The following is a 24,473-nucleotide window of genomic DNA, read 5'->3' on the forward strand; positions in this document are numbered from 1 at the left end:
GTTTGGTTAGTTTTGTAATATGAAGGTCTTGAACCGTATATTCGACTTTTACCTAGACGCTAGTATTCATGTGGCGCTTGGTGTTTTTGCGCTGGTACATGTCACGGATATTACATTAGGTTATGGGGTAGACCAGCATCTGGCGTGGTTTCTATTTTTTGGTTCCGTTGCTTGCTACAATTTTGTGAAATATGGGGTAGAGGCCAAAAAATATATTTTGGTGGCCAGTAGGTATCACAAGAACATCCAATTTGCCAGTTTTATAGCGTTGGCCATTGCTTTATATCATGGTTGGTTCCTTAAATTGGAAGTTTGGATTGGAGTAGGAGGCCTAGTGGCACTTACGGGACTATATGCCTTACCTCTATTACCGCATACTAGGAATTTAAGGAGTTGGGGCGGACTTAAAATTTTTATTGTGGCATTGGTTTGGGCGGGAGCAACGGTTGTTCTTCCTGTACTATCGGAAGGGGGGACTTTTGAAAAGGATGTGTGGATAGAGGTTGTACAGCGCTTTTTATTCGTTCTTATTTTGTTGATTCCCTTTGAAATCCGTGATTTAGCGTATGATAGTCCTGAATTAAAAACATTGCCACAACGTTATGGAGTGGCCAACACCAAGATTTTTGGGGCATTTGGTACGCTACCTTTTTTCTTTTTGATTCTTTTAAAAAATAACGCAAGCCTTGAGGAGGCAATAGCTGGTGGTGTCCTATTTATAATGTTAGGAAGTTTGATGTTCATTACAAAACGAAATCAACATAAATATTTTTCCTCTTTTTGGGTAGAAGGAATATCTATTTTGTGGTGGGGACTGTTAGTGGCAATTTCAGCTATTTTTTAGTCTCCCTTCTCTAAAATTTGCTTCATTTTTAGCTTTTCCTGCTCGGTTAAGCTATGAAGATCGGCCTTTTGGCATAAGGTTGTTAATTGCGTATTCTGCTTGGTTGCTTTAGAACAGGCTTTACACATTAACAGGTGGTAACGCAATTTTAATTTTTCCATAAAAGTTGCTTCCCTGTATTGGGTTTTATTGCAAATTATGGCGGCTTTTTCGCAAGAAATCATAAGTTAAAACCAATTTTGATTAAGGCAACCCATAAGAGCTGTTCTAGCTCTATGGATCATTACCCACAGGTTAGACGGATTAATGTCAAGCTCATTACAAATATCTTCTGTACTAATTCCTTGAATGGTCTTCATGGTAAATACCAAAGCTTGTTTTTTTGGTAATTTTGAAATGCATGACTGTATAGCAAGTCCTAATTCCTCGTTCTCTATGTCACTGTTTTCAAAGGAACTAAACGGGTCTGCAACTTGTTCTTCTAGCCAATCGCCCTCGGCATCGGTTTGAGAACTGTAGTTCATTCTTACTTCCGCTTTTCCCTTTTTTGAATTGATTTTTCTGTAATGATCAATTACTTTTCGTTTTAAAATAGCAATGAGCCAAGTGCGTTCGGCGGCATCTCCCTTGTAATTTTTAGCGGATTTTAAACCCGCCATAAAGGTTTCTTGAACAAGGTCTTTTGCTACCTCGGCATCGCTAATACGGCCTATTGCGTAGTTAAAAAGATAATCAGCATATGAGTCTACCCATGTCTCCGGGTTTAGTTGATGTTCTGCCATACGTATCGTGTCATTATCAAAAGTAATAGAATTAGATGTAATGACCTTCAATTTTTTTTCATTCCTTCCAATATAATTTAATGCCGCCATAATTCGTATTTTTGATTAAACTTAAAAAACATGAAATTCCACTATTTGCTTCTAATGTTGAGCGTTATCTGTGTGGGTTGTGCTCAAAGTAAAGGAAAACGTATCACAGAATTTTCACAGAATGATATAGATTCCGGTATTTTAGTAGATGTACGTACTCCTGAGGAATATTCAAGCGGCCATTTGGATAATGCGGTGAACATTAATTGGTTTGATACCGACTTTGTAAAAAAAGTAGATACTATACAGAGGAACAAACCTATATATGTATACTGTAAAAAAGGAGGTCGTAGTGCAAAAGCGGCCCATGTTCTGGATTCACTGGGCTTTAAGAAAGTTATTGACCTAGAAGGGGGCTATGATGCCTATATGGCCAATAAGAAAGATTAAAGCAGTTTTTCCGCCACTTCTAGCCAGTTGTTTACACGTTCAAAACCAGTAGTATTTACGTTATGCGGTGATGTAAATAAAAGTGATCTACCTTCAAAAGTTTCTAGGTTGTAACTGCGGTCGTCAATGAGAACGTCACCACGTAAAATGTGTTTGTGCCCGCAAAGTATACGGTTCTGCCATGGTATGAACGAGAAATGCTCATCTAACCACTCTGATTTTTCTTCAAGCGAATTTGGAAACTGCATTGCAGCAGATGCAATGTACACTTCGTGCTTCTCGTTTAATTTTTTTAGAACGCTCTGGCCATTGGCTATAGGCTTCAGATTACGAAAAAAGCCGCGGTTTCTGGCATGGTCACGTACGCTTTGTTGTCTGTCTACAGGAACTTTATGCCAAGCTTCACTGCCATGAAACAAGTCTAATGTTAGATTTTCATTAAAATCTTTATTGTAAACTTCTATGTGCGCTCCGTAGGTGTCTGCTATCACCTCGTCCATATCAACAAATATAACCATGTGTATTTTTTTTGCGAAGTTCTAAAAACCGTTGGAAATGATGGACCGAATTGAAAAAAAATAGTAATTATTTAACCTAAAAGATGTTTTGGTTTTTGGGCATAAAAAAAGAGGGCGTCCCCACACCCTCTTTTAAAACCGTTAAAAAAATTACTTTAGATATAACCTTTTCAACCTACTTATGTTTAGTAAATATATAAGAAAAAACTTACAAAACATAATCTCGGTATATTTTTTTACTTTTTGTTTAGTTCAGTAGCCCGGCTCTTTCCAATAGGGCCTCTACTTTGGGTTCTGCTCCCCTAAAGCGTTTGTACAGCGTCATTGGGTTTTCCGTACCTCCTTTGGATAGTACATTATCCTTGAATTTAGTAGCAACTTCTTTGTTAAAGATACCCTTTTCTTTAAAATAAGCAAAAGCATCGGCATCTAAAACTTCCGCCCATTTGTAGCTGTAGTACCCAGAAGAGTACCCTCCTTGAAAAATATGGGAAAAGGCTGTACTCATACAAGTTTCATCAGTTTCTGGATATAGGTTCGTACCCTTAAAAGCTTCGCTTTCGTGCTGTTTTACACTGGTGATGCCCGTTGGGTCCACTCCATGCCATGACATATCCAACAGTCCAAAACTAAGTTGGCGTAAGGTCTGCATACCTTCTTGAAAAGTAGCGGATTCTTTAATTTTTTGGACCAATTCCATGGGGATTACTTCACCTGTTTCGTAGTGCGTGGCAAAAAGTTCAAGAGCCTCTTGTTCATAACACCAGTTCTCCATGACTTGGCTGGGAAGCTCTACAAAATCCCAAAAAACGGATGTTCCCGAAAGGCTAGGGTAGGTAGTGTTAGCCAACATACCATGCAATCCGTGGCCAAACTCATGAAATAGGGTAGTTACCTCATTAAACGTTAAAAGAGATGGCTTGCTTGGTGTGGAACGTGTAAAATTACAAACATTGGATACGTGTGGACGCACATTGTCTCCGTTACGTCTGTATTGTGGTTTGTAGGAAGTCATCCAAGCACCACCACGCTTTCCTTTTCTAGGGTGAAAATCTGCGTAGAATACGGAGATGAAGTTATTGGAAGTATCGTAAACCTTATAGGTCTTTACTTCTTCGTGATATTTATCAATATCCGTTACTTCTTCAAACTTAAGGTCAAATAACTTTTCGGCCACCTTAAAAACTCCGGAGATTACATTCTCGAGTTTAAAATATGGTTTTAGTTTCTCGTCATCTAAATTGAACAACTTTTGTTTTAGCTTTTCAGAATAGTAACTACCGTCCCATTTTTCCAATTGGTCTATGCTATCAAGTTCTTTTGCAAAATCTTCCAGTTGGTCAAATTCTTTTTGGGCAGCTGGTTTTGCCTTTACCAGTAATTCATTTAGAAACTCATATACTTTTTCCGGAGTTTCTGCCATTCGCTCTTCTAAAACAAAATGAGCATGGGTTTTATAGCTTAAAAGATTTGCCCTTTCGTAACGCAAATTGGCTATGGAAAGTACGTTTTCCTGATTGTCAAGCTCATCACCATGAAAAGCCTTACTACCAAATGCGAGCGCCAACTTTTTTCTAAGTTCGCGGTTTTTGGCATATTTCATAAAAGGAATATAGCTTGGGTAGTCTAAAGTCACTAACCAACCTTCCTTGTCCTTGGCTTTTGCCATTTGGGCGGCAGCTTCTTTTTCGCCTTCGGGCAGACCGTCCAAATCGTTTTCATTGGTAAGGTGCATTTCGTACTTGTTGGTTTCGGCCAGTACGTTTTCACCAAACTTTAATTTTAGTTTTGATAGTTGGGCATCAATTTCACGAAGACGCTTCTTTTTATCTTCGTCCAGATTAGCGCCATTTCTACTGAAACTTTTATATTTTTTATCAAGTAATGTTTGCTGTTCTACCGATAGATTTAGGGAATCTTTTTGGTCATAAACATTTTTTATACGCTTGAACAAGGCCTCGTTTAATGTAATATCATTACTGAATTCCGACAATAACGGAGAAACTTCCTGGGCTATTTTTTGAATTTCCTCATTGGTTTCGGCGGAGTTTAAATTGAAAAACACACTGGAAATACGGTCTAATTGCTGCCCGGAAAACTCCAAAGCCTCTATGGTGTTTTCAAAAGAAGGAACTTCTTCATTAGCTGTAATTTGGTCTATTTCGGCTCTAGCCTCTTCCATGGCCTGTAGAAAAGCAGGTTTAAAGTGCGAATTTTCAATTTTTGAAAAGGGCGCAGTGTCAAATGGGGTCAATAAAGGGTTCATATAGCGCAAGATTTTTGTTAGTTTAAGATTTTATGGGGTTGTTCTTTAGTTGCATCCAGGTATTTACAAAATCCAATATCAGTGCAAGACCTGCCAATAAAAAGGATAGTGCGGCTCCAGTTACAAATGCAAAATTACGGTCTGCTCCGGTCATTACCTTGTCCCTAACAAATCTATAATGATCTGTATATTCCGTAAGACTTATACTGCCATCTCCATTAAGGTCAAAAGAGTCCAGTTGCATTTCATAATATTTCCACCTTATGAAAACAAGTGTCAAAATTAAAATATACATAGAAAAGAAGAACAAAGAGCATCTCCAAAGGCTTTTGATATAGGGGTTTTTAACTTTTTTCTCTACGAAAGCCAGAACAATAATAGCCAGTACACCAAGAATAAAACCAACAAGTGATGGGTAATTCATGAATTGTATTTTTTTTGATGTTTTAGGGGTTGTTACTTGGTGCTAACGGATTTTGCACCATCTATAACCTTTTGCTTTAAGCCTTCTTTGTAAACGATGATTTTGTCCAGAACGCATTTGTCCGAACTTCCTATAATCTGAGCTGCTAAAATTCCAGCATTTTTTGCTCCGTTCAAAGCAACGGTTGCCACGGGAACACCACCCGGCATTTGAAGAATGGAAAGTACGGAATCCCAACCATCTATAGAATTACTGCTCTTTACGGGAACGCCAATTACGGGTAGAGGAGACATAGATGCCACCATTCCTGGTAAATGAGCTGCACCACCGGCACCCGCAATTATTACGTTGTAGCCATTGGTGTGCGCGTTTTTACTAAAATCAAAAAGTTTTTCCGGGGTTCTGTGGGCAGAAACGATATCTACGTCTACCTCAATGTCAAATCCCTTTAAAATATCTATGGCGTCTTGCATTACGGGCAGGTCACTAGTGCTGCCCATTACTACGGCTACTTTACTCATATGGCTATTTGCTTATAACTTTAATGGTTTCCTTTACTTGCTGCGCAATTTTACGCGCCTCGGAAATTGATTCGTTTACTATGGTTACATGTCCCATTTTTCTAAAGGGGCGGGTTTGTTTCTTGCCGTAAATATGAGGAGTTACTCCCTCCATTCCTAGAATTTCGGACATATTTTTGTACACCACCTCACCAGTGTAGCCTTCGGCGCCCACTAAATTCACCATTATACCGGCCACTTTACTTTTGGTATCACCTAAGGGCAAATCCAAAATGGCCCGTATATGCTGCTCAAACTGGTTGGTGTAGCTGGCTTCAATGCTGTAATGACCACTATTATGGGGTCTGGGAGCAACTTCATTGACTATGACTTCATCATCTTTGGTCTGAAAAAGTTCAACGGCCAAAAGACCTACATGCTGTATTTTTTCAGAAACCTTTAATGCAATTTCTTGCGCTTTGTTAGCTACCGTTTCACTAATTCGGGCGGGACAGATAACATATTCTACCTGGTTGGCTTCCGGATGAAATTCCATTTCTACCACTGGGTAGGTTTTTACCTCGCCACTTGCGCTTCGGCTTACAATAACTGCAAGTTCGTTTTTAAAGTCGATCATCTTTTCGGCAATACATTCGCCGGTCGGTAACCCCTTTAAATCTTCAATCTTGCGAACTACCTTTACACCTTGCCCATCATACCCAAATTGGGCCGCTTTCCAGATAAAAGGAAAGTTTAGACCGCCATTGATGACACTATCTTCAATCTCACTTTTATAGGCGAATCTTTGAAAATCAGCTGTGGGTATGTTGTTATCCACATAAAAAAGCTTCTGTTTCGCTTTATTTTGAATAATCCTAAGGGCTTTGGTTGGAGGAAAAACCTTTAACCCTTCTTTCTCCAATTTTTCAAGTGCAGAAACATTTACGTTTTCAATTTCAATGGTGAGTACATCTACCTGTTTCCCAAGATTGTAGACGGCATCAAAATCCATAAGGTCTCCCAGAATAAATTCGTTGCACGCTATTTTTGAGGGTGCTTCCTCCGAAGCGTCCATAACTACGGTATGGATGTCAAATTTTCGGGTTTCGTAAAGTAGCATTTTTCCAAGTTGGCCACCGCCTAGGATTCCCAGTTTAAAAGGTGATGAAAAGTACTCCGATGAATTTTCTGTAGACATGCAATTGATTTATAACTGATGCAAAAATACATCGAATTCTTAAAACGCAAGGTGTGTACTTAAAAAAGCAAAATCAAAGTGTTATATTAGCCGTTCTTTAAAAATGCGATGTGATAAAGCTACACGATAAACATTTTAAACCGTTCTTGAGCGAAGCGCAAATAAAGGCTGCCGTTAAAAAAGTGGCCGATGAAGTTGCAGCCGATTATAAGGACGAGACGCCCATTTTTGTGGGGGTACTTAATGGAGCATTCATGTTTATTTCGGATTTTTTAAAGGAATACCAACATCCTTGCGAAGTTTCTTTTGTAAAACTTAGCTCTTATCAGGGCTTGACCTCTACAGGTATTGTAGAAACACTTTTGGATGTCTCCGAAAATATTGAGGGGCGCAGCGTTATTATTCTGGAAGATATTATAGATACAGGACGCACCCTTAAAAAATTAGTGCATCTTTTTTCAAAGGCAAACGTAAAGGAATTTAGGATTGCCAGTCTTTTTTATAAATCTGAAGTATACAATGGTGAGTACACCATTGATTATGTGGGTATAGATATACCCGATAAATTTATTGTGGGTTACGGTCTGGATTACAATGAACTTGGGCGTAACCTTAGGGAAGTTTACCAATTAAACCAAAAACATATGATCAATCTCGTGCTGTTCGGGAAACCGGGTGCCGGAAAAGGAACCCAAGCGGAATTTTTAAAAGAAAAGTACAACCTGAAACATATTTCTACAGGAGACCTTTTCCGTTATAACATGAAAAATGATACCGAGTTGGGCAAACTGGCAAAATCATACATTGATCGTGGTGATTTGGTACCGGATGAGGTAACTATAAAAATGTTACAGGATGCAGTAGAGAAAAACCCAGAAGCAAGCGGTTTCATTTTTGATGGTTTTCCGCGAACAACGGCCCAAGCCGAAGCTTTGGATACCTTTTTGGCAACAAAAGACATGAAAATAGATGCAACCATTGCTCTAGAAGCTAATGACGAAGTATTGATTCAACGTTTGTTGGAACGCGGTAAGGTAAGTGGCCGTAGTGATGACCAAGACGAGTCCAAAATACGTAACCGTTTTGATGAGTATAATGAGAAAACCGCACCTCTTAAAGATTTTTATGAGGAGCAGAATAAATTCCATAGCGTAAACGGTATTGGTGCTATAGACGAGATAACCCATCGTTTGGGTAAGGTTATAGAAGAGCTTTAACAGCTCAATAACCAGCATTAAATTAGGAGAGTTGAAAAGGAGATAAACTTCGGTTTTTGTCCGTTTCAACTCTCTTTTGGCTTTATGAGGCTAACTTCTAAATGCATAGCATGGCAATGCTTCATGCGAAATGCGTATTTTTGCAGAAATATTGGCTATCGTCCGATATGTAAATCAGAATATTTTTATGACCGAGGGCAATTTTGTAGACTACGTTAAGATTTATGCGGAATCTGGTAAAGGAGGAAAAGGCTCCGTGCATTTGCACAGGGAGAAATACATTACCAAAGGGGGGCCTGATGGGGGTGATGGTGGCCGTGGAGGGCATGTAATCTTACGTGGCAATCAAAATTTATGGACGCTTGTTACTTTCAAGTTCAAAAAACATTTTAAATCCGGTCATGGGGCGCACGGTAGTAAGTCCCGTAGTACCGGTGCTGATGGAGAAGACGTGTATTTAGATGTACCTCTTGGAACAGTGGTGAAAGACCCTGAAACGGCTGAAGTATTGTTTGAGATAACCGAGCATGGAGAGGAAAGAATATTAGCGGAAGGCGGAATGGGCGGTAGAGGTAATTGGCATTTTAAGACCAGTACCAATCAGACTCCTAGATATGCCCAACCTGGTGTTCCCGGACAAGAAGTAGAAGTAATTCTTGAATTAAAGGTATTGGCAGATGTTGGTCTTGTAGGCTTTCCTAACGCCGGTAAATCTACGTTGCTGTCCGTAATTACATCAGCAAAGCCTAAGATTGCCGATTATGAATTTACGACTCTTAAACCCAATTTAGGTATAGTTGAATATCGCGATTTTCAGAGTTTTGTTATGGCGGATATTCCCGGGATTATAGAAGGGGCTGCCGAAGGAAAAGGTTTAGGGCACTATTTTTTAAGACATATTGAGCGTAACGCTACACTATTATTTTTGATTCCTGCCGATAGTAAAGATATTGGAAAGGAATACAGAATTCTTCTTGATGAACTACGAAGGTATAACCCGGAATTGTTGGATAAGGAGCGTTTGGTGGCCATTTCTAAAAGCGATATGCTAGATCAAGAGCTTATGGCAGAAATGAGTGTGGAATTGGACAAAGATTTGGAACAGGTGCCGTATATGTTTATTTCTTCCGTTGCACAGCAGGGTATTACGGAATTGAAAGATAAACTTTGGACTATGTTGAATAGTTAAGCAGTAGCGTAAGAGCAGCAGGTTTTTATCCGATTTATATTCTTTATATTTACTAGAGTACAGATTTGAATACGCTAAAGGTCGTTTCCTTTAAAATGAGACTATGAGAAGTATCCTTACTATACTAGTTATTTTGTTTCTAGCCTCGTGCAATACCATTCGTGTGAACTACGATTATGACAAAAGCACGGACTTTACCAATTACAGCACGTACAACTATTATCCTGATATGGATACGGGTTTAAGTGCGCTTGATGCTAAACGCTTGTTGGATGCCGTAAATAAAGAAATGCAGTTAAAAGGAATCCGCTTTTCAGAAGACCCTGATTTTTTTATTAACATAGAAAGTAACTCTTTTCAAGCACCTAGGAACAACACGGTTGGTGTTGGTTTGGGGGGTACAGGCCGCAGCGTTGGCGGTGGTGTTTCCGTGGGTATTCCTGTAGGGCAACCCAAAATGGAACGAGAAATTCGTTTTGACTTTGTTGATGCCAAGAAGGACGAACTCTTTTGGCAAGGCCAAGGCTTGAGCAACTTTAAGGAAAATGTGTCTCCGGAGGTACGTGAAGAAAAATTACATGCTTTAGCCGCAAAGGTTTTCTCTAAGTATCCGCCCAAATAGTTCAATTAGGACTATTTATCTTCATCTCTTATGAAAAGAAGCGCCTAAATGGTTGTGTTTGTAGTGTTAAAAACTTTCCTGTGTAGGTAATTTATTATTCCATATTTTCGAATAACCTTTTTCATTTAATCATTCCAAATTGTCTAAATAAGGTGATGAAAAATGCTTAAGGCAATTTATCTCTTCAATAAACTTAATAGTCTTTTCTAATGCCCAAGAGTGCACTGTATTATATTGATAATCATAAAATAGAAGTGGTCAATACATTCTTTGGAAAAGAAAAAGTGCTTTTGAACGATAGAACTGTTTCCAAAAAAATAACCAAACTACGTGCGGAACACACCTTTAATATCGGGGAAAACAGATATTGGATTGCACGTCGTGATTCCTCTCATGGTGAAAAAATTAACAAGTTTGAGGTTCGTAAAAACGGTTCGCCCATTTCTTTGGTAAATATATTATCTCAAAAATCTTCCAATCAGATGTTCGCTGTTGTTATTCTCTGTGGTTTGGGCTCTGGTTTTATTTTGGGAGTTATTATCTATAAACTTCTTTGGCCTACCGTAAGCTTCTAGGTTGTTATTCTACGCGGTTTTAATCCCCAACCTCCACACGAACACCTTCTGAATGACTGGAAAACTCCGGGGCATACATGCTTTGGATAGTGGTTATACCATTACTGAAGTCACCGGCATTATTCACACGAACGTCATATTCAAAAACATATACCCCTTTTGGCAAATGGTCAAAAAAGAAATTAGTGCTGGCATCTTTTGTGCTTTCGTAATAGCCTAGACCATCTTGCCATTTGTAGCTGGAAATTACGTTTACTGGCTCAAAACCGGCAGCTCGCATATCTTTCATGTGAATGAATTCCATATCGCGATCAGAACGCAGTTCTATTCGTACACGGACTAAATCGCCCACTTTTAAGTTTGTAGTTTCAGTAATTTCTGAAATTTTTTCACCGGTGTCCGTATTCTTTTTTAAGAACAGTTTTTTCTTAAGTTGTAAGGGTGTTTTTGCAGATGTAATTTTATCCAAATCCTCAAAATACTGCCAATACAAAGCACCCCACGCAATGCCATTTCCTTTTTTCTCTAGACGTACCTCTGCCATGTTGGGTTGTATTTCATTAGTGTTCCATGAGGTTTTGAAATAACCAGTTCCAGCTTCAACTTGGGTGTTTTCTAATTTTTCCGGAGCAATGGTTTGGCCTCCTAAGGTAACGTTAACAGCATCGGAAACCGAAAGCCAATCGCTACCTTGTAATAATAGGGCATAAACTGCTTCGGCTGTAGACTTGGTAGTGGACCATTGGTTGGTTTGTTTGTGTTTTAGAAGCCAAACTTTTAGGTTGTCTATAGTCTTTGTGTCATTTTCTATTTCACCAAAAGCTTCTATTAAAAGCGCCTGTGTTTCGATTGGGGCTTGATACCAATACCATGAGGGTGAATTTTCTTTCCAGTACATACCCAACTCTTCTGAAACAATGCTATTCTCTCGTAGGGAATTTAAAATCTTTTTTGAAGTGGCTACTTCTTTAGCTCTATGCAAGGTTAAGGCCAACATGCCTTTTGCATACAAGCCTTTCTTGGTCCAGTATTTTTTTGCTTGGCCTAAGTAGTATTCGGTAATTTTATCGATTTTCTTTGAAGTTTTTACATCCTCAAAGAAGCTTCTCATATATAGATAATGAATCTGCATTTGACTCAGGTGGTCATTGTTCAAGTTAGAACTGAACTTTTTCATTTGTTCGTATTCTTCAATAAACTCGGTATCTAAATAGGCAATCGCCTTTTCTGTTAGCTCTTTTAAGGAAGATTGATTTTCAGACGAAGCTGGCAACGCGTTCAACTGTTTTAAATGACCTATGCCCGTTACAATATGTTGCGTAATGTATCGGTTTTCCGGTCCACCATTGAACCAAGCCCAGGCTCCAGAGTATTTCTGATTGTTCTTTAATTTATCAAGAGCACGGATTTCCTCGTTCTTCATTTTATTAAGGTCGAACAACAACGCAATTCGTTTTTTCTGTTCCGTTTCGGATTTAGCATCACGCAACCAAGGCGTTTCTTGAATTAAAAGTGATTTTAGTTCTTGGTTCTTTTCAAGGTTGCTCAATAAAGCATCAGAATTGGCCCATTGGTCAAACACCGCTCGTATTCTTTCGTTGGAATTGGCTATATGGCTCGCCAAACGGTTCGCGTAATAACGGGAAAAGGTTTGTTCGTTACAATCGTAAGGGTACTCCATAAGATAGGGGAGTGCCTGTACGGCATACCACGCAGGGTTAGAAGTAATCTCTAAAGTAAGTTTGTGGTTTCTTAATGTAGTCGAGGTGTTGTCCTTCAATTTATCCAAGACAAAAGTCTTGTTCTGGTTGCTCCGTACCCATAACGGTAGGGTTTCGGTAACCAACTTGCGGTTGGTCAATACGGGTAGTACACTTTGTTCCCCATCACTGAAACCTTCTGCTTTGGCCAATACCGTGTATTGAACGGCCTGTAAATTTTCGGGTATTTGTAATCGCCAAGAAACTTGGGTGTTCCCTAGAGCATCTACGGTGAACGTATTTTGCCCCTTGCCAATAAATAACTGTTCGGAAATATCCTTTCCGGATAGGGCATCCACAAGAACTAGTTTAGCTTCGCCCGATAATTTTTTATCGGTTAGATTGGCAATTTTGGTGCTAATATTGATTTCATCGCCCTCTCTTAAAAAACGTGGTGCATTGGGTATGACCATTAGTTCTTTTTGGGTAACGGTTTGAAGGGTTTTTACGGCACTCTGTAAAGATTTGGTATGTGCCAACAGCTGTAGTTTCCATTTGGTAAGGGCTTCAGGTGTAGTAAAGCTAAAAGAAACCGTGCCGTCTTTATCCGTTTTCAATTCAGGAAAGAAAAAAGCAGTTTCTTGCAGGTTTTTCCGGATTTGTACCGTTTCTGAATCCTTCTCGTTGGGGTTTGCTTGTTCGGGACTTGGGTTACTCATACCCATTTCACTTTCCTCAGGAGCTTCGGGGGAGGTAATAACAACTTCTTCCAGTGCAGCTCCGTCATCGGCCATCATCCCTAAAGGTGCGGCCTCGCTACGTGACATTTTTCGCGTTAAACTACTGCGGTAGTGGTTTGCATAGCCAAAGTGCAACCCGAACCAATTAAAAGAGTCGTAGCCTTGTGGTGTATAGTTGTAGCCTTTATTCTCCAAATATGTTCTAAAGGAATTTGTTCCATAACTGGTATGTGCGTTAGCGTAAATTGTAGAATAATAATAGCCTTTTGCAAGGGGATTAAAACTCCAGTTATGCGGCCTAAAGGTGTCTAATGAGGCATCATACATACTGGCCAATAGTTCTGCCGATGTTTTTTTACCTTCAGGTCCTTTTATTTTGAAGGACCAAGTTTCGTCCGTGCCCGGTTGCAGCTTGTTCCTAAATGTAGAAGTTTCAATTTCAAGATTCGTATTAGGGTAGGGCACAGAAATGGACATGGTGCCAGATTGAAATGAGTTGTAGGCTGAAAACGTGTAATTGATGGCAAAACCACCTAAATCTTCTTCTGTTATTGGAACGGAAAAGGATTTTGAGTTTCTACTCAGGTGAACTTTACGGATGTCAATTATTTTTTGCTCTTTTTCAACAAATACGGTCACCACAAGGTCTTCTGAATTGGAGTAAACGGTAACTTCCACTTTATCTCCAATGCTATATTCTGCTTTGTCCGTTTTAATATCGAACAAACGGTTGTCCGGTAATTGCTTGTCGTTTTCACTCGTAAGTTCGGTTATAGCTTTTTCTTTGACGAGTTGACCAAATTTATCCTTGGTTTCCAGTTCAACTATATATTTGCCCGATGCCCATTTTTTAAGGTTTTTAATGCTGAATTCTTTCGATTTTTCGGTGTCGAAATTTACCTGCCAAACCAGTTTGCCTTTTTTCCAGTTTATTGTCTTGTCCTCTTTGTCATAAGCTTCATGCGGAAACAGATTGTTGTATTCTTCTTGGCTCCAGTATTTATAATCCGGCGCAGGCCATGCACGGGTTCTGAGTACGTGTTTAGGCGCCTGTAATTTGTACATTTTTAATGTTCCCTTAGCTGGTATGGGCTGTCCGTTAAGGTTAGAGGTAGAAATATGTATTTTATCCTCATTTTTATCTTTATCCCATTGCTCAGGTACGGATAAGTTAGCTATAATGGAATGATAGCCTACGGATACAAAAGCAGTAGTGCTATGGGTTTCTCCGTTAATGTCCGTTACATCTGCCGTAATTTCATAACTGAAGGTGGGCAGATTTTCTTTTGACACACTGCTGTCCGGAATGGCTTTAAAGGTAATGTTGTAATTGCCCGAAGCATCCGTTGTGGTTTCACCGTGTGCTATTTCTTGGGGAGAATTGTTGTAATACGGCATGCGCCAATAGTACCAACGGGGAAAATAAACTGCCCTTTTTACACGGTAACTTACCTTCGCATCAGTAATATTACTTCCGGCGTAAGCCGTAGCAACACCTGTTACCTTTATGCTATCATTTACTTTATACGTTTCGGTTACAGGTTTAAAGGAGGTTTCAAATTTTGGGCGTTTATACTCCTCTACGGAAAAATATTGAGTGGTATTTGCGTTAACGGATAGCGCATCTGCCTCAATAGAAAACTCACCTGTTAAACCGGAATTAGGCAATATAAATTCTCCGTTAAAAGAACCGTATTCATTGGTCGTAAACTCAAGTTCGGTTATTTCTTGGCCGTTTACGTCATACAGGGTTACGGATACACTTTTCTCTGGCTGTACCTCAGATTTTCCTTCTACAGTCTCCATAAGAATACCTTTAAAGTAAACCGGTTGCCCCGGCCTGTAGATGCTTCGGTCCGTAAATAGAAAAACACGGTTAGAAACAGTGTTGCGGTCTGTTTGATTTCGCTTTTCGTTTACATAGTAGTTTCCAAAAAAGGCTTTCTCACCTTTATGGTCAACTTCAATAGTTACATCGTTCCAATTTTCATCGGTTAGGGGAATAGTAACGAACCCTGTTCTATCCGTTGTTTCGTTTCGTTTTAGGTATGGCTTGTTGTAATTCTTGGTATAGGAAAAAGTTAAATTGGCACCTGTTATGGGCTCTCCGGAGTTTCTGTCTATTATTTGGTAACGCTGTTCCAGATTACCCTTGGTTTCTACCAAGGCCATGTTCGTTACCTGAATCTCACTAAAAGCAAAATCATTATTGTTTTTGGTTTCTGGGGAAGCTAGAATAATGTACTGCCCGTTTTCCAAAGAAGGAAGCAACACCTCAATACCATGTTGCTGGTAGTCTTTTTCATTTTTAAGAGGGGCGTTCCAACTTTTTACTTCCTTTAATTTCTTTATAAAAGCAAGTTGTTTTTTCTGCGGATAAAGACGGTTCAGTTCCTTTATTTGTCCCTCGTAGACCCTGTAGGCAGTTAGTTGCAAAGAGGTCAAGTTCTTATAATTTACCAGTAATTTTGAAGGTTTGTTTACTGGAATTTGTCGTTCGGTAATAATAGATATGCTTGGGGCAACAATCTGCGAACGTAATGACTTGCATTTTTCCGCTCCCATACTGTCCGGGAACCGAGCAATAACCACATCACATAGGGACAAAGCCTCTTTGAGCTTCCAACGGGTTTCTCCGGAAGCTTCAGGACTGAATGTTTGTCCCAAGTTTTGATAGAGCTTGGCAAGCTCGTAATTATAAAGTGCAGAAAGCTCGCTATGCTTTAGGCTTTCTACTGAATTCTTTAAAGTTTCTTCGTAATAGGTTTCTTTATTTTTAAAAGTGGCGTTCTGGTAAACAAAGTTTAAACGCTCAATATCTGCCATGACTAAGGGCTCTAGCTCTGGTTCATCAAAATGAAACTGAATCAGTTCTTGATATACGTTTAGCGCTTTGGCCTGCAACGAAGTATCATCGTCCGTAGTTAGGTCATGATGAATAAATTGATACGCCTCACATAGGGTTTCCGGGTCGTTTATCTCATATTTATCCGCAGGGCGCGTAATGGAGTTTTCATTGGTTTTATAGAATTGAAGCGCCGTATGTGCGAGCAGGTCGTAAAGAGTAGGGCGAAATTTCTCCGAGTCTTTTTGTTGGTTTAATAATTCGTCAACTGTCTTTACGTTGGTTTTTTGCAGCTCTTTTTCATTTTCTAAAGATGCTTTAAAATGAATATCTATTTCGTGAAACAAAGTGGTAAGGTCCCATGTCCTGAAATCTAGACTGTCTACCTTGGTTTCGGTTTCAGTCCTGTTATAAAATTGATAGCGGTTTTGCTGAAAATACTGCCAGTAAAGGTTGGCCAAATAGCTTTCCAGAACGTTTTTTGTTGGGGTCTCCGCTTTGTCTATTTCTTCTTTAAATCGATTAATAATATGCAATTGCGCATCTTCTTCCAAGGTCATTGCATATTTGGATACGAATAACAATGATTTTACAATCTGCGCTGAATTTTTTTCTTTCTCAGCTTTTACCGAAATGGTTTCAACCAACTTTAAAGCAGATTTGGTCAATGCTTCGCGCTCTAGTTTTTGGACTTGTTCCCAAAGCGATGTATAGGAATCTCCGTTATTTTGAGCTGTTAGCATTTGCGAAAAAAGGATTACGGTGAATATGAGGGAGAATCTTTTCATAGTATAAAATTACGGAACAAAACTGTGCAAAATCGGTGCCAATAAAAACTATAAATGAGTGAACGCTACCATCCGGTTAGGGAATAGGTTTTTAAGTTTGTGGGAAATAGCCTGCAAGAGGGGATTTTAAGGTGCGTATGAGATAAATAATATGTTTTTAGGGCTCACCCTGCCTTTGTCATCAAGCTATTTTTGAATGAACTAAAACCTATATGATGGATAATAATTTTATTGATAGTTGGGCTTCATCCCTCAAATCTACATTTGTACTATTCTTTGTTCTGATTGTTTTATTGATAATAGCTTCATAAACCATCCGCTTACAGACTTTTTAAAAGTCCCCCGTCTATTGGAATTTGAGTGCCTGTAATGTAAGCCGCATGGTCCGATGCCAAAAAGGTTGACAGATACCCATATTCTTTTGGGTCTCCAATGCGTTTTACGGGAACTCTTGATTCCATGTCAGCAAGTACTTCACCTTCAGAAATACCTAATTGTTCTGCTTTCTTGGCGTTTAATTGTTCTATACGCTCCGTGTCAAAATAACCCGTAAGAATGCTGTTTACGGTAATATGATATTGCCCAACGTCATTAGCCAGAGATTTGGCCCAAGTTACAACAGCTGCCCTGATTGTATTTGACAGTGCCAAATAGGACAAAGGTTCTTTTACGGAAACCGAAGCTACATTGATAATTCTTCCCCACTTATTGGTTTTCATGTGTTCCAGGGCCAATTCTGTGGTGTACGAAACGGTCTTAAACAACAAATCAAAAGCTTCTTGATAATCCGAAGTCTGTTTTTCTAGGGCACTACCGGCCGAAGGACCTTGCGTATTGTTGACTAGAATATCTACACTGTTCGTTTGAAAGTAATTGTAAATCGTTTCACGATAGCTATGGAAATCTGAAAAGTCCACGACCAGATAATTATGTGCTTGGTCTTGATCTGTAGGTAGGTTGCTCACAATTTTCTGTAACTTTTCTTCACTGCGGGACATTAGCGTTACACTTGCTCCACTTTCGGCCAATTGTTGTGCTATTGCTTTTCCTATTCCGCCTGAGCTACCGCCAACCAATGCTTTTTTGCCTTTTAAAGTGATGTTCATATGATACGATTTATGGGTGTTTGTACTTTGATTCTCTATTTGTATTCTTCTCTTGCCGGACTAAATACATCAATAAGTTTGCACGGTGTAAGTGCCTTGCCACTATGCGGACTATGGGGAGGTATAATTACAATGTCATTGGCTTCATAGATTTTTGTATTGCCATCAAGCGTAAACTCGAAACGGCCTTCTTGTACGTGCATAATTTGCTCGTTCATGTGCGAGTGTTCGGGTACTACGGCACCTTCTTCAACAGTCCAAAAAGCAATGGACATATTTTCGGAATGTACCAGTTTACCGTGGTAACCCGGCATAATTTCTTTTGATGGGATAGTAGATAGGTTCATAAACTGAAATTTCTTTAACGAAGATAAAAAGAATAGCAACAGAAATGAAAAGCCCCGAACCCTATTTAGGTATTCGGGGCAAAGTTTAGGATGGGTAATTATCGTTTAAGTGAATTCTATTTTTTTTGTCTGTTCAGTGTATGACAGCTATTCCCATTTTACGACTACCAATTCGCATCTCCTGTTCCACTCATGGTCCTCTTCGGAGCAGCTTTCTTCGGTCTCGCACTTTACGATGGGTTGAGACTCTCCGTACCCTTTAGCGATGATGCGTTTTTCTTCAATACCGTTTTTCACCATGAACTCTTTGGCGGAGTCGGCACGTTTTTGCGATAGGTTTCGGTTATATTCGGAGTTACCTCTAATATCAGTATGGGTGCCGATTTCAATGACCATTCCAGGGTTGTTTTTCATTATAGCAACTACTTTTGACAAGCGTTCCCTGGCTTCACGTCTTACGTACCAAAGACTATAATCAAAGTGAATTTCTTCGGTTTTGATAATGATGCGCTCATTTTCTTTAACGATGGCATCCTCTTTAGCTATCGCAGTTTCAATTTTTTTTAAACGCTCTCTTTCTTCTTTCTCTTGTGTAGCCTTTTCTTGCAGGGCCACTTCTTTTTCTTTTTGAATGCGCTCAACTTCCGCTGCTTTTTCCCGCTCTTTTCTTTTGGCTTCTTGGACTAAGGCCAATTTTTCGGCTTCTTCTTTTTTAGCTAAAAGTTCTTTTGCCTTTTGGGCTTCTCTTTCCGCTACCGAGAACAAGGTTAGGGAACCGTCTTTTATGGCATTTCTTTCCGTATCTGAAATAATGGATTTGGAATTATCCTCGTAGCCTTCTTTTCTAGCTTTTATAAGATATTCTTGGCTACATTCAATTTGAAATTTAAAGGAAGCATCGGTTGAGGTGGTTATCATTTCAAGGCGGTTGCCGTTAGCGTCCAAAAGTTCTATTGTTGCGTTGGGCAATGGAATTCGGGTGGTTTTGTCCGTTAGGATTCCGGCAAGAAACTGCTTGCAATCTTCTATAAGTAGGGGCTTGGTTTCAGCAAAGGAATAGATGTCATCACTACCTTTTCCGCCAGGACGATTGGATGAAAAATATCCCGTATTGCCGTTGTGGTCCAGTGATAATGAAAAATCATCATAACCGCTGTTTATCGGCAGACCAAGGTTGTCCGGTTTTTCAAATTCTCCGTTGTTTTCTTTTGAAATAAATATATCTAAAAGTCCAAAACCGGGATGGCCGTTTGAGGCAAAATAAAGATTGCCTTGGTTGTCCAGAAAAGGGAATTGTTCTTTTTTATCCGTGTTGATGGTCTTTCCCAAGTTTACCGGAGTACCAAAGAATCCGTCTTTTTGAATGGTTACCGAATAGAGGTCAAAAGACCCGAAACCACCTTCACGGTCAGATGAAAAATAAAGCTTGGTTTCATCCGGACTTAACGCGGGGTGTTCCGTAGAAAAATCATCACTGTTAAAAGGGAGCGTGATGATGTTTTTCCATTCGCCATTTACAAATTCCGCACGATAGATTTTTAGGTTACTGATTTTATCTTCTTCCGTTTTCTTTTTACTGTTTCGGGTAAAATAAATGGTTTTTCGGTCTTTGGTAATGGCAAAAGTACCCTCGTGCATCTTGGAGTTGATAACAGTGCTTAGTGGAGTACTTAAGCTATCTCCCGCGCTAATCTCTGTAATCGGGTGGGTGTAAAGGTCCAGATAATTTTCATTGTTCCACCGGTACAATTTAGGTAGTCCGGAAGACCGCTTTCTGGAAGCGCTGTACACTAAATTAGAATCTATGCGTGCCGCGCCAAATTCTGATGTGGAGGTATTGATATTGAGATTTTCAATATTAAAACGTTCCCCTATGGCAGCTACGTTTTCAATATAGGTGTAGTTGTTTTCAATTTGAATGGTCTTATCGTTTTGCCCTTGCTCGATATAAAAATCAATGAGGACTTTTTTAGCTTTTTCGTACTCACCAATCGACTTTAAGGACTGGTTCAATTTAAAATGATAGCTTTCATCTATGTTGGTTCCGTAGTTGGAAATGAGATATCCGTACCAACGGGCGGCAGCTTTCATATCAAAAGTATGGTAATAACTGTCGGCTAGGTTTTTTATAAGTTTTGAGCTCTTGTTTCGAGGCAATAATTGCTCGTATAACGGAATAGCATCACTGTAATACGCCCGTTCAAAGTAAGTATCTGCACGCTTTAGTTCCTGTTGGCCATAGGTCGGTAAGGTTAGACCTACAATAAACCATATGAAGAGTATCTTTTTCATGTTTAGTAGAATCTAGGGGATTTGTCGTATCCTTTGCCGAGGCCCAGTAAATCGAGATTAAAGAGAACAAAAATTTCATGTGAACCGGAACTGTAGGTACTTAGGTTGGATAATGTATAATCATAAGCATAACCTATGCGCAACGCCGGTGTTGCCGCTATATTGAACATGGCACTAACCGAATCTTCCAGACGATAGGATAGTCCGCCTTCAAACCGATTTAAGAAAAGGGCATTAAGCGAGAGATCTACGGTTAAAGGGGCACCCTGTACCATTTTGGCAAGTGCCGAAGGTTTCAATTTTATATCCGGACTCAATTCATACACATAACCCGATGTGAGAAAAAGGTGAATTTTCTCCGAACCAATACGGTTAATGCCATCTTTATTTTCTAGATGTTTTGTGGTTAAAAGGTTTGGTGCGGAAACACCGGCATAAAAATTCTGCCTATGGTAAAAGGCACCCACACCAATATTGGGAAAAGTACTGTTCAAGTTTTCGTTGAAAGCAGGGTCATCTTGAAATTCAGGAAGTCTAAAACCGTTAAAGTTGGTCTCAAAAGTGGTAAAGCCTCCTTTAAGGCCTAATGAAATATTGCTCTTGTCATCTAACTTTAGAATATAGGCAAAGTCCGCATAGATATTATTTTCCTTTAAAGCGCCATCACCAATATTATCGGTAATAAAAGAGATTCCCATTTCAATTTTATCGCTCATGGGTGCATGTGCAAAAAAAGTGAGCGTTGTAGGGCTTCCAACCGCATTTTTCCATTGGGAGCGGTATAATGACCCAAAATTGAGCATGCCCAGCTCATTGGTCGTGTAGGCCGGATTAACGACGCTCATATTGTACATGTACTGTGTGTACTGGGGATCTTGTTGTCCATGGGTCGCAGCACATACCAACATCAGGAAAATAAAATAACGTTTTATTTCTTTCATGGTCTAGCGGTTGAGGTACAATCTGCCTTGTACTGGGTTATGACCTTCTTTGTTAAAGTTTATGATATAGAAGTACACGCCATTGGGAGCGGTGCTGCTTCCATTGTTTCCGCACCAAGCGGGGTTTTTGCGGTCTCCTTTAAACAAGCTGGTTCCGTATCTATTTAGGATTTCCAAGGTGAAATCTGGAAAGATGACCTCTATATTAGGAACAAAGAAGGAGTCGTTCCTACCATCTCCGTTGGGTGAGAATCCGTCAGGAATGAAAAAATCATAGGCTTCAGGTTCACAGTTGGTAAGGTCTACGGTAATGGCCATCCGATCTGGGTTCATACAGCCGGTGTCCGGGTTAAAGCTTTCCGCATAATAGGTGGTTTCGGAGACCAATAGCACATCTTCTTCCAGAGGAATTCCATTTTCCGGAGTATCGTACCAAAGCACAACATAAGAAGAACTGCTCTCAGCATCCCGTAAGTCTGCTATTGTAGGATTGTCCAACCCGCAAAGGGCCAAGGTGGAAAATGCCAATGTGGCCGGCTCAAGTTCATAAATGGTAGGGATAACTTCTGTGCGGATAGAGCTTTGACATTTACCGTCTACTTCAGTAGCAGCATAATAACTTTTTGCGTCAACAAGGGCGGTGGTATTATCCAGGACCGTACCACCAGTTTCAGTTTCATACCAAACAATGGAATTGCTGCTGGCAACGCTCATATTTAAATTATCTACCGTTGGGCTTTCTGATCCGCAAAAAGCGGGATTTCCAACAAATAACATGGGCATTTCGGGATCGGAAAGAATGACCGTAACCTGAACCCTGTCCGAACCTTCGCAATTATTGTTGGGGTCTATATTGGAGATAAAATAATCCTCGCCATCTACAAGTTCGGTTTCCAACGGAAGAATATCCATATCCGTAGCCGTTTCGTAAAACATAATCTGGCCGTTCGCAGTTACCTCAATATCCTGCAATGTAGGTACGGATGATGGGAAAGCGGCAAGACAGATGGTTTGTACGGCTTCGGCTTCCGGTAAAGCGGGGATGCCTTCAATGGCAAAATTTTCATTCACCTCAAAATCGAATATCGTTCTACAAGGTGTGGTGTCATTTTGAGTGCTTTTTACGGTAACCGTATAGTTTCCTTGAGAAAGTGTAGCTACATCAATTTGATAATCTGCCGTTCCTCCAGTAAAATTGATGGTGTTATCAATTAAAACAGTATTGGTTTCTTGGGAGACTACTTCGTAAGTAACTATGTAGGCCCCATCGTCTAAAGTAGGTGCGTTAACAAGCACATCAATACTGGTAGCGTTGCAAGAATTGTCTACTGCAAGATTTAAATCTATGGCTTCTGGAGTGGCTGTAATTGTGGAGGTGCTCGTAATTTCACAATCTAAAGGAAAACCATTGTCTACTTCAAAATTAAAACTATGCTCGCCAGCTTCTGTAATTTGAGCGGCAGGTATCACTAAGTTGGCATTGCCTGAATTAAAAGTCACGTCATTTGCGATGTGTACGGTTTCTGTTCCACCGGGAGCGGTAATTGTGTAGCTAACATCATAAGTTCCGTTGGCAGGTGAGAACGAAGGGTCAAAAATTGAACTCAAAGAAACCGATAAGTCTTCATTTTCACAGGTATCCGTTACAGATACGTTGGGGTCGCTGATTACTAAGGAAATAGGGTCTGCTTCAATAGTAGGGCAAACACTTTCTCCTAATGAGGTAATGGTTAAAGTTGTATTCTCATTTAAAGTGATGAGGTTCGCATCAATCTCAAAGAAACCGGTTCTATCGGGGTTAAGTACCAGTTGGTCCCCACCTGTTTCTGTTCCGCTGGCAGAAGTCAGTAAATAGGAAATGTTATAAGTGCCATCGGCGATTAATATATCGTTGTAATCTGTGATGTCTATTCTATATTTTAGAGCGCCCGAGCAGTAATTTGGCGATTCCATAGTGCCTTGTAAAACGGGCAGGATTATTATTTCTACATCTGTGGTATGAATGTCACAAACGGCATGAGAAGGATAAACCGTATAGCGAAATGTAAATGAGCCATACATATGCCGATCACGGATGGCCTGTATGTCTATAAATCGATCGGTAAGATCCTCTAGTTGATCGGTATTGGCACCTTCGGACCAAGTACCGTTTATGTCTTCGTCTTCCAATAGACTGTTAAGATCAAAATTGGTATAAGTAGATAAGTCATCTGTAGTACATACAACTAAATTGGAGCCAATTCCGGAATTGGCAGGTCTCTGTACTTCAAGTAGTAAGGTTACTTCTCTACTGGGGCAAGAACCTACGGCAGGCACGGTGTGTGTAAATTCATAAATTCCCGTTCCAGCGGATTCCGCATCAAAAAAGTTTGTTGATAAATGTGGTGCGGCAGCCAGTGTAACCGCATCCCAAGTACCATTAAAATCTTGAAATTTGCCTTCTGTTTCGTCTCCTATAAAACTATGGAGGTTAACTCTTGGATCATCGCCACAGGCATCTGCGGAACCATCTATATTGTCTTCACCGGGATATCCTCCCAGAATTATGGTTATTATTGCGGTCTCGGTAGTGCCGCTACAGTCATTGGTGTAGGTAAATTCATGAAACCCTGAGTTTTTTACTTCCCAAAGATTAACAACGCCCGTGTTCCGATCAAGGGCGTAATAGTTGGCCGGGTCATTGGTAGACCACGCGCCTCCAAGAGTTGGGGCTCCACCTAGTTTTGCAAATAGGTCAAACGTCTTATTGGCCTCATCGGCATCTTTTGTACATACGGTTACAGTATTGTCTGTACCTGCACATTGTGCCGTAGCATTTACGGAAAAGAGAAACAAGCAAAAGGACAGAGCCAATTGCAGAATGGTTCTCATGTAAGTCTGGTTGGTCATTTTGTATTGTTAGGGGGCAGAATACATATTGCTCCAAAACAAATGTAGTTTGACGATGAGCCCTTTGGGAATAAATGTTGTCAAAGCTCTTATTTGAAGGGTGAATCTTACTAAATACGTAGAAAGGATTAGTGAAAAGTGTGCATTTTGTCGGTGTTTTTGAATCTTCATCGGATTTTTTAATCTATTAATTGTAGCAGGTTTAGATGT

General features: G+C 39.9%; 18 protein-coding genes. 6 read left to right on the forward strand and 12 right to left on the reverse strand.

Annotation, left to right across the window (positions count from 1 at the left end; all coding sequences use genetic code 11):
• Positions 1 to 19: 19 nt before the first annotated feature.
• Positions 20 to 844 carry a hypothetical protein gene (locus tag Q4597_RS06005; RefSeq protein WP_303405256.1) on the forward strand — a complete coding sequence of 275 codons (825 nt, stop codon included), beginning with the start codon at positions 20 to 22 and terminating at the stop codon, positions 842 to 844.
• Positions 845 to 1,071: 227 nt separating this feature from the next.
• Here the strand turns inward: Q4597_RS06005 and Q4597_RS06015 are convergent, their stop codons facing one another.
• Positions 1,072 to 1,626, reverse strand: a complete 555-nt coding sequence (locus Q4597_RS06015; RefSeq protein WP_303405539.1) for a sigma-70 family RNA polymerase sigma factor — start codon at positions 1,624 to 1,626, stop codon at positions 1,072 to 1,074.
• A gap of 120 nt (positions 1,627 to 1,746) precedes the next feature.
• Between Q4597_RS06015 and Q4597_RS06020 the strand changes: the two genes are divergently transcribed.
• Positions 1,747 to 2,106: a rhodanese-like domain-containing protein gene (locus Q4597_RS06020; RefSeq protein WP_215438441.1), complete on the forward strand. Its 360-nt coding sequence runs from the start codon at positions 1,747 to 1,749 to the stop codon at positions 2,104 to 2,106.
• Here Q4597_RS06020 and Q4597_RS06025 read toward each other — a convergent pair.
• From Q4597_RS06025 to Q4597_RS06045, 5 genes are all read right to left on the reverse strand, one after another.
• Positions 2,103 to 2,624, reverse strand: coding sequence for a 5' nucleotidase, NT5C type (locus Q4597_RS06025; RefSeq protein WP_215438440.1), 522 nt, complete (start codon positions 2,622 to 2,624; stop codon positions 2,103 to 2,105). The two genes, Q4597_RS06020 and Q4597_RS06025, sit on opposite strands and share 4 nt — an antisense overlap.
• Positions 2,625 to 2,871: 247 nt before the next feature.
• Positions 2,872 to 4,890: a M3 family metallopeptidase gene (locus tag Q4597_RS06030; RefSeq protein ID WP_303405257.1), complete on the reverse strand. Its 2,019-nt coding sequence runs from the start codon at positions 4,888 to 4,890 to the stop codon at positions 2,872 to 2,874.
• Positions 4,891 to 4,912: 22 nt separating this feature from the next.
• Positions 4,913 to 5,314, reverse strand: a complete 402-nt coding sequence (locus tag Q4597_RS06035; RefSeq protein ID WP_215912915.1) for a hypothetical protein — start codon at positions 5,312 to 5,314, stop codon at positions 4,913 to 4,915.
• A 32-nt stretch (positions 5,315 to 5,346) separates the two neighbouring features.
• Positions 5,347 to 5,835 carry a 5-(carboxyamino)imidazole ribonucleotide mutase gene (purE, locus tag Q4597_RS06040; protein WP_215438437.1) on the reverse strand — a complete coding sequence of 163 codons (489 nt, stop codon included), beginning with the start codon at positions 5,833 to 5,835 and terminating at the stop codon, positions 5,347 to 5,349.
• 4 nt (positions 5,836 to 5,839) lie between these two features.
• The gene (locus Q4597_RS06045; RefSeq protein ID WP_303405258.1) at positions 5,840 to 7,012 is read right to left on the reverse strand and encodes a 5-(carboxyamino)imidazole ribonucleotide synthase; all 1,173 of its coding nucleotides are present in this window, start codon (positions 7,010 to 7,012) and stop codon (positions 5,840 to 5,842) included.
• A 110-nt stretch (positions 7,013 to 7,122) separates the two neighbouring features.
• Here Q4597_RS06045 and Q4597_RS06050 point away from each other — a divergent pair, with 110 nt between their 5' ends.
• The 4 genes from Q4597_RS06050 (at position 7,123) to Q4597_RS06065 (ending at position 10,615) form a co-directional block, all read left to right on the forward strand.
• The gene (locus tag Q4597_RS06050; RefSeq protein WP_215438435.1) at positions 7,123 to 8,229 is read left to right on the forward strand and encodes an adenylate kinase; all 1,107 of its coding nucleotides are present in this window, start codon (positions 7,123 to 7,125) and stop codon (positions 8,227 to 8,229) included.
• Positions 8,230 to 8,416: 187 nt separating this feature from the next.
• Entirely contained in the window at positions 8,417 to 9,418 is a 1,002-nt protein-coding gene (obgE, locus tag Q4597_RS06055) for a GTPase ObgE (RefSeq protein WP_215913987.1), read from the forward strand.
• A gap of 103 nt (positions 9,419 to 9,521) precedes the next feature.
• Positions 9,522 to 10,040: a DUF4136 domain-containing protein gene (locus Q4597_RS06060; RefSeq protein ID WP_303405259.1), complete on the forward strand. Its 519-nt coding sequence runs from the start codon at positions 9,522 to 9,524 to the stop codon at positions 10,038 to 10,040.
• Positions 10,041 to 10,249: 209 nt separating this feature from the next.
• A complete protein-coding gene (locus Q4597_RS06065; protein ID WP_215912911.1) occupies positions 10,250 to 10,615 on the forward strand; it encodes a hypothetical protein in 366 nt (121 codons plus the stop codon).
• Between the two features lie 19 nt (positions 10,616 to 10,634).
• On the opposite strand, the gene Q4597_RS06070 is transcribed toward Q4597_RS06065, so the two are convergent.
• The 6 genes from Q4597_RS06070 to Q4597_RS06095 all read right to left on the reverse strand — a co-directional run bounded on the left by Q4597_RS06070 (position 10,635) and on the right by Q4597_RS06095 (position 24,245).
• Complete coding sequence (locus tag Q4597_RS06070; RefSeq protein WP_303405260.1) at positions 10,635 to 16,688, reverse strand: alpha-2-macroglobulin; 6,054 nt, start codon at positions 16,686 to 16,688, stop codon at positions 10,635 to 10,637.
• A 320-nt stretch (positions 16,689 to 17,008) separates the two neighbouring features.
• The gene (locus tag Q4597_RS06075; protein WP_215438431.1) at positions 17,009 to 17,794 is read right to left on the reverse strand and encodes an SDR family oxidoreductase; all 786 of its coding nucleotides are present in this window, start codon (positions 17,792 to 17,794) and stop codon (positions 17,009 to 17,011) included.
• 35 nt (positions 17,795 to 17,829) lie between these two features.
• Positions 17,830 to 18,141, reverse strand: coding sequence for a cupin domain-containing protein (locus Q4597_RS06080; protein WP_215438430.1), 312 nt, complete (start codon positions 18,139 to 18,141; stop codon positions 17,830 to 17,832).
• A gap of 147 nt (positions 18,142 to 18,288) precedes the next feature.
• Positions 18,289 to 20,433 carry an OmpA family protein gene (locus Q4597_RS06085; protein WP_215438429.1) on the reverse strand — a complete coding sequence of 715 codons (2,145 nt, stop codon included), beginning with the start codon at positions 20,431 to 20,433 and terminating at the stop codon, positions 18,289 to 18,291.
• Between the two features lie 2 nt (positions 20,434 to 20,435).
• Positions 20,436 to 21,374 carry a type IX secretion system membrane protein PorP/SprF gene (locus Q4597_RS06090; RefSeq protein WP_215438428.1) on the reverse strand — a complete coding sequence of 313 codons (939 nt, stop codon included), beginning with the start codon at positions 21,372 to 21,374 and terminating at the stop codon, positions 20,436 to 20,438.
• Positions 21,375 to 21,377: 3 nt separating this feature from the next.
• Entirely contained in the window at positions 21,378 to 24,245 is a 2,868-nt protein-coding gene (locus Q4597_RS06095; protein WP_303405261.1) for a gliding motility-associated C-terminal domain-containing protein, read from the reverse strand.
• Positions 24,246 to 24,473: the final 228 nt, after the last annotated feature.

This window comes from Zobellia sp. 1_MG-2023, assembly GCF_030549125.1.
Taxonomy (GTDB): Bacteria; Bacteroidota; Bacteroidia; order Flavobacteriales; family Flavobacteriaceae; genus Zobellia; species Zobellia russellii.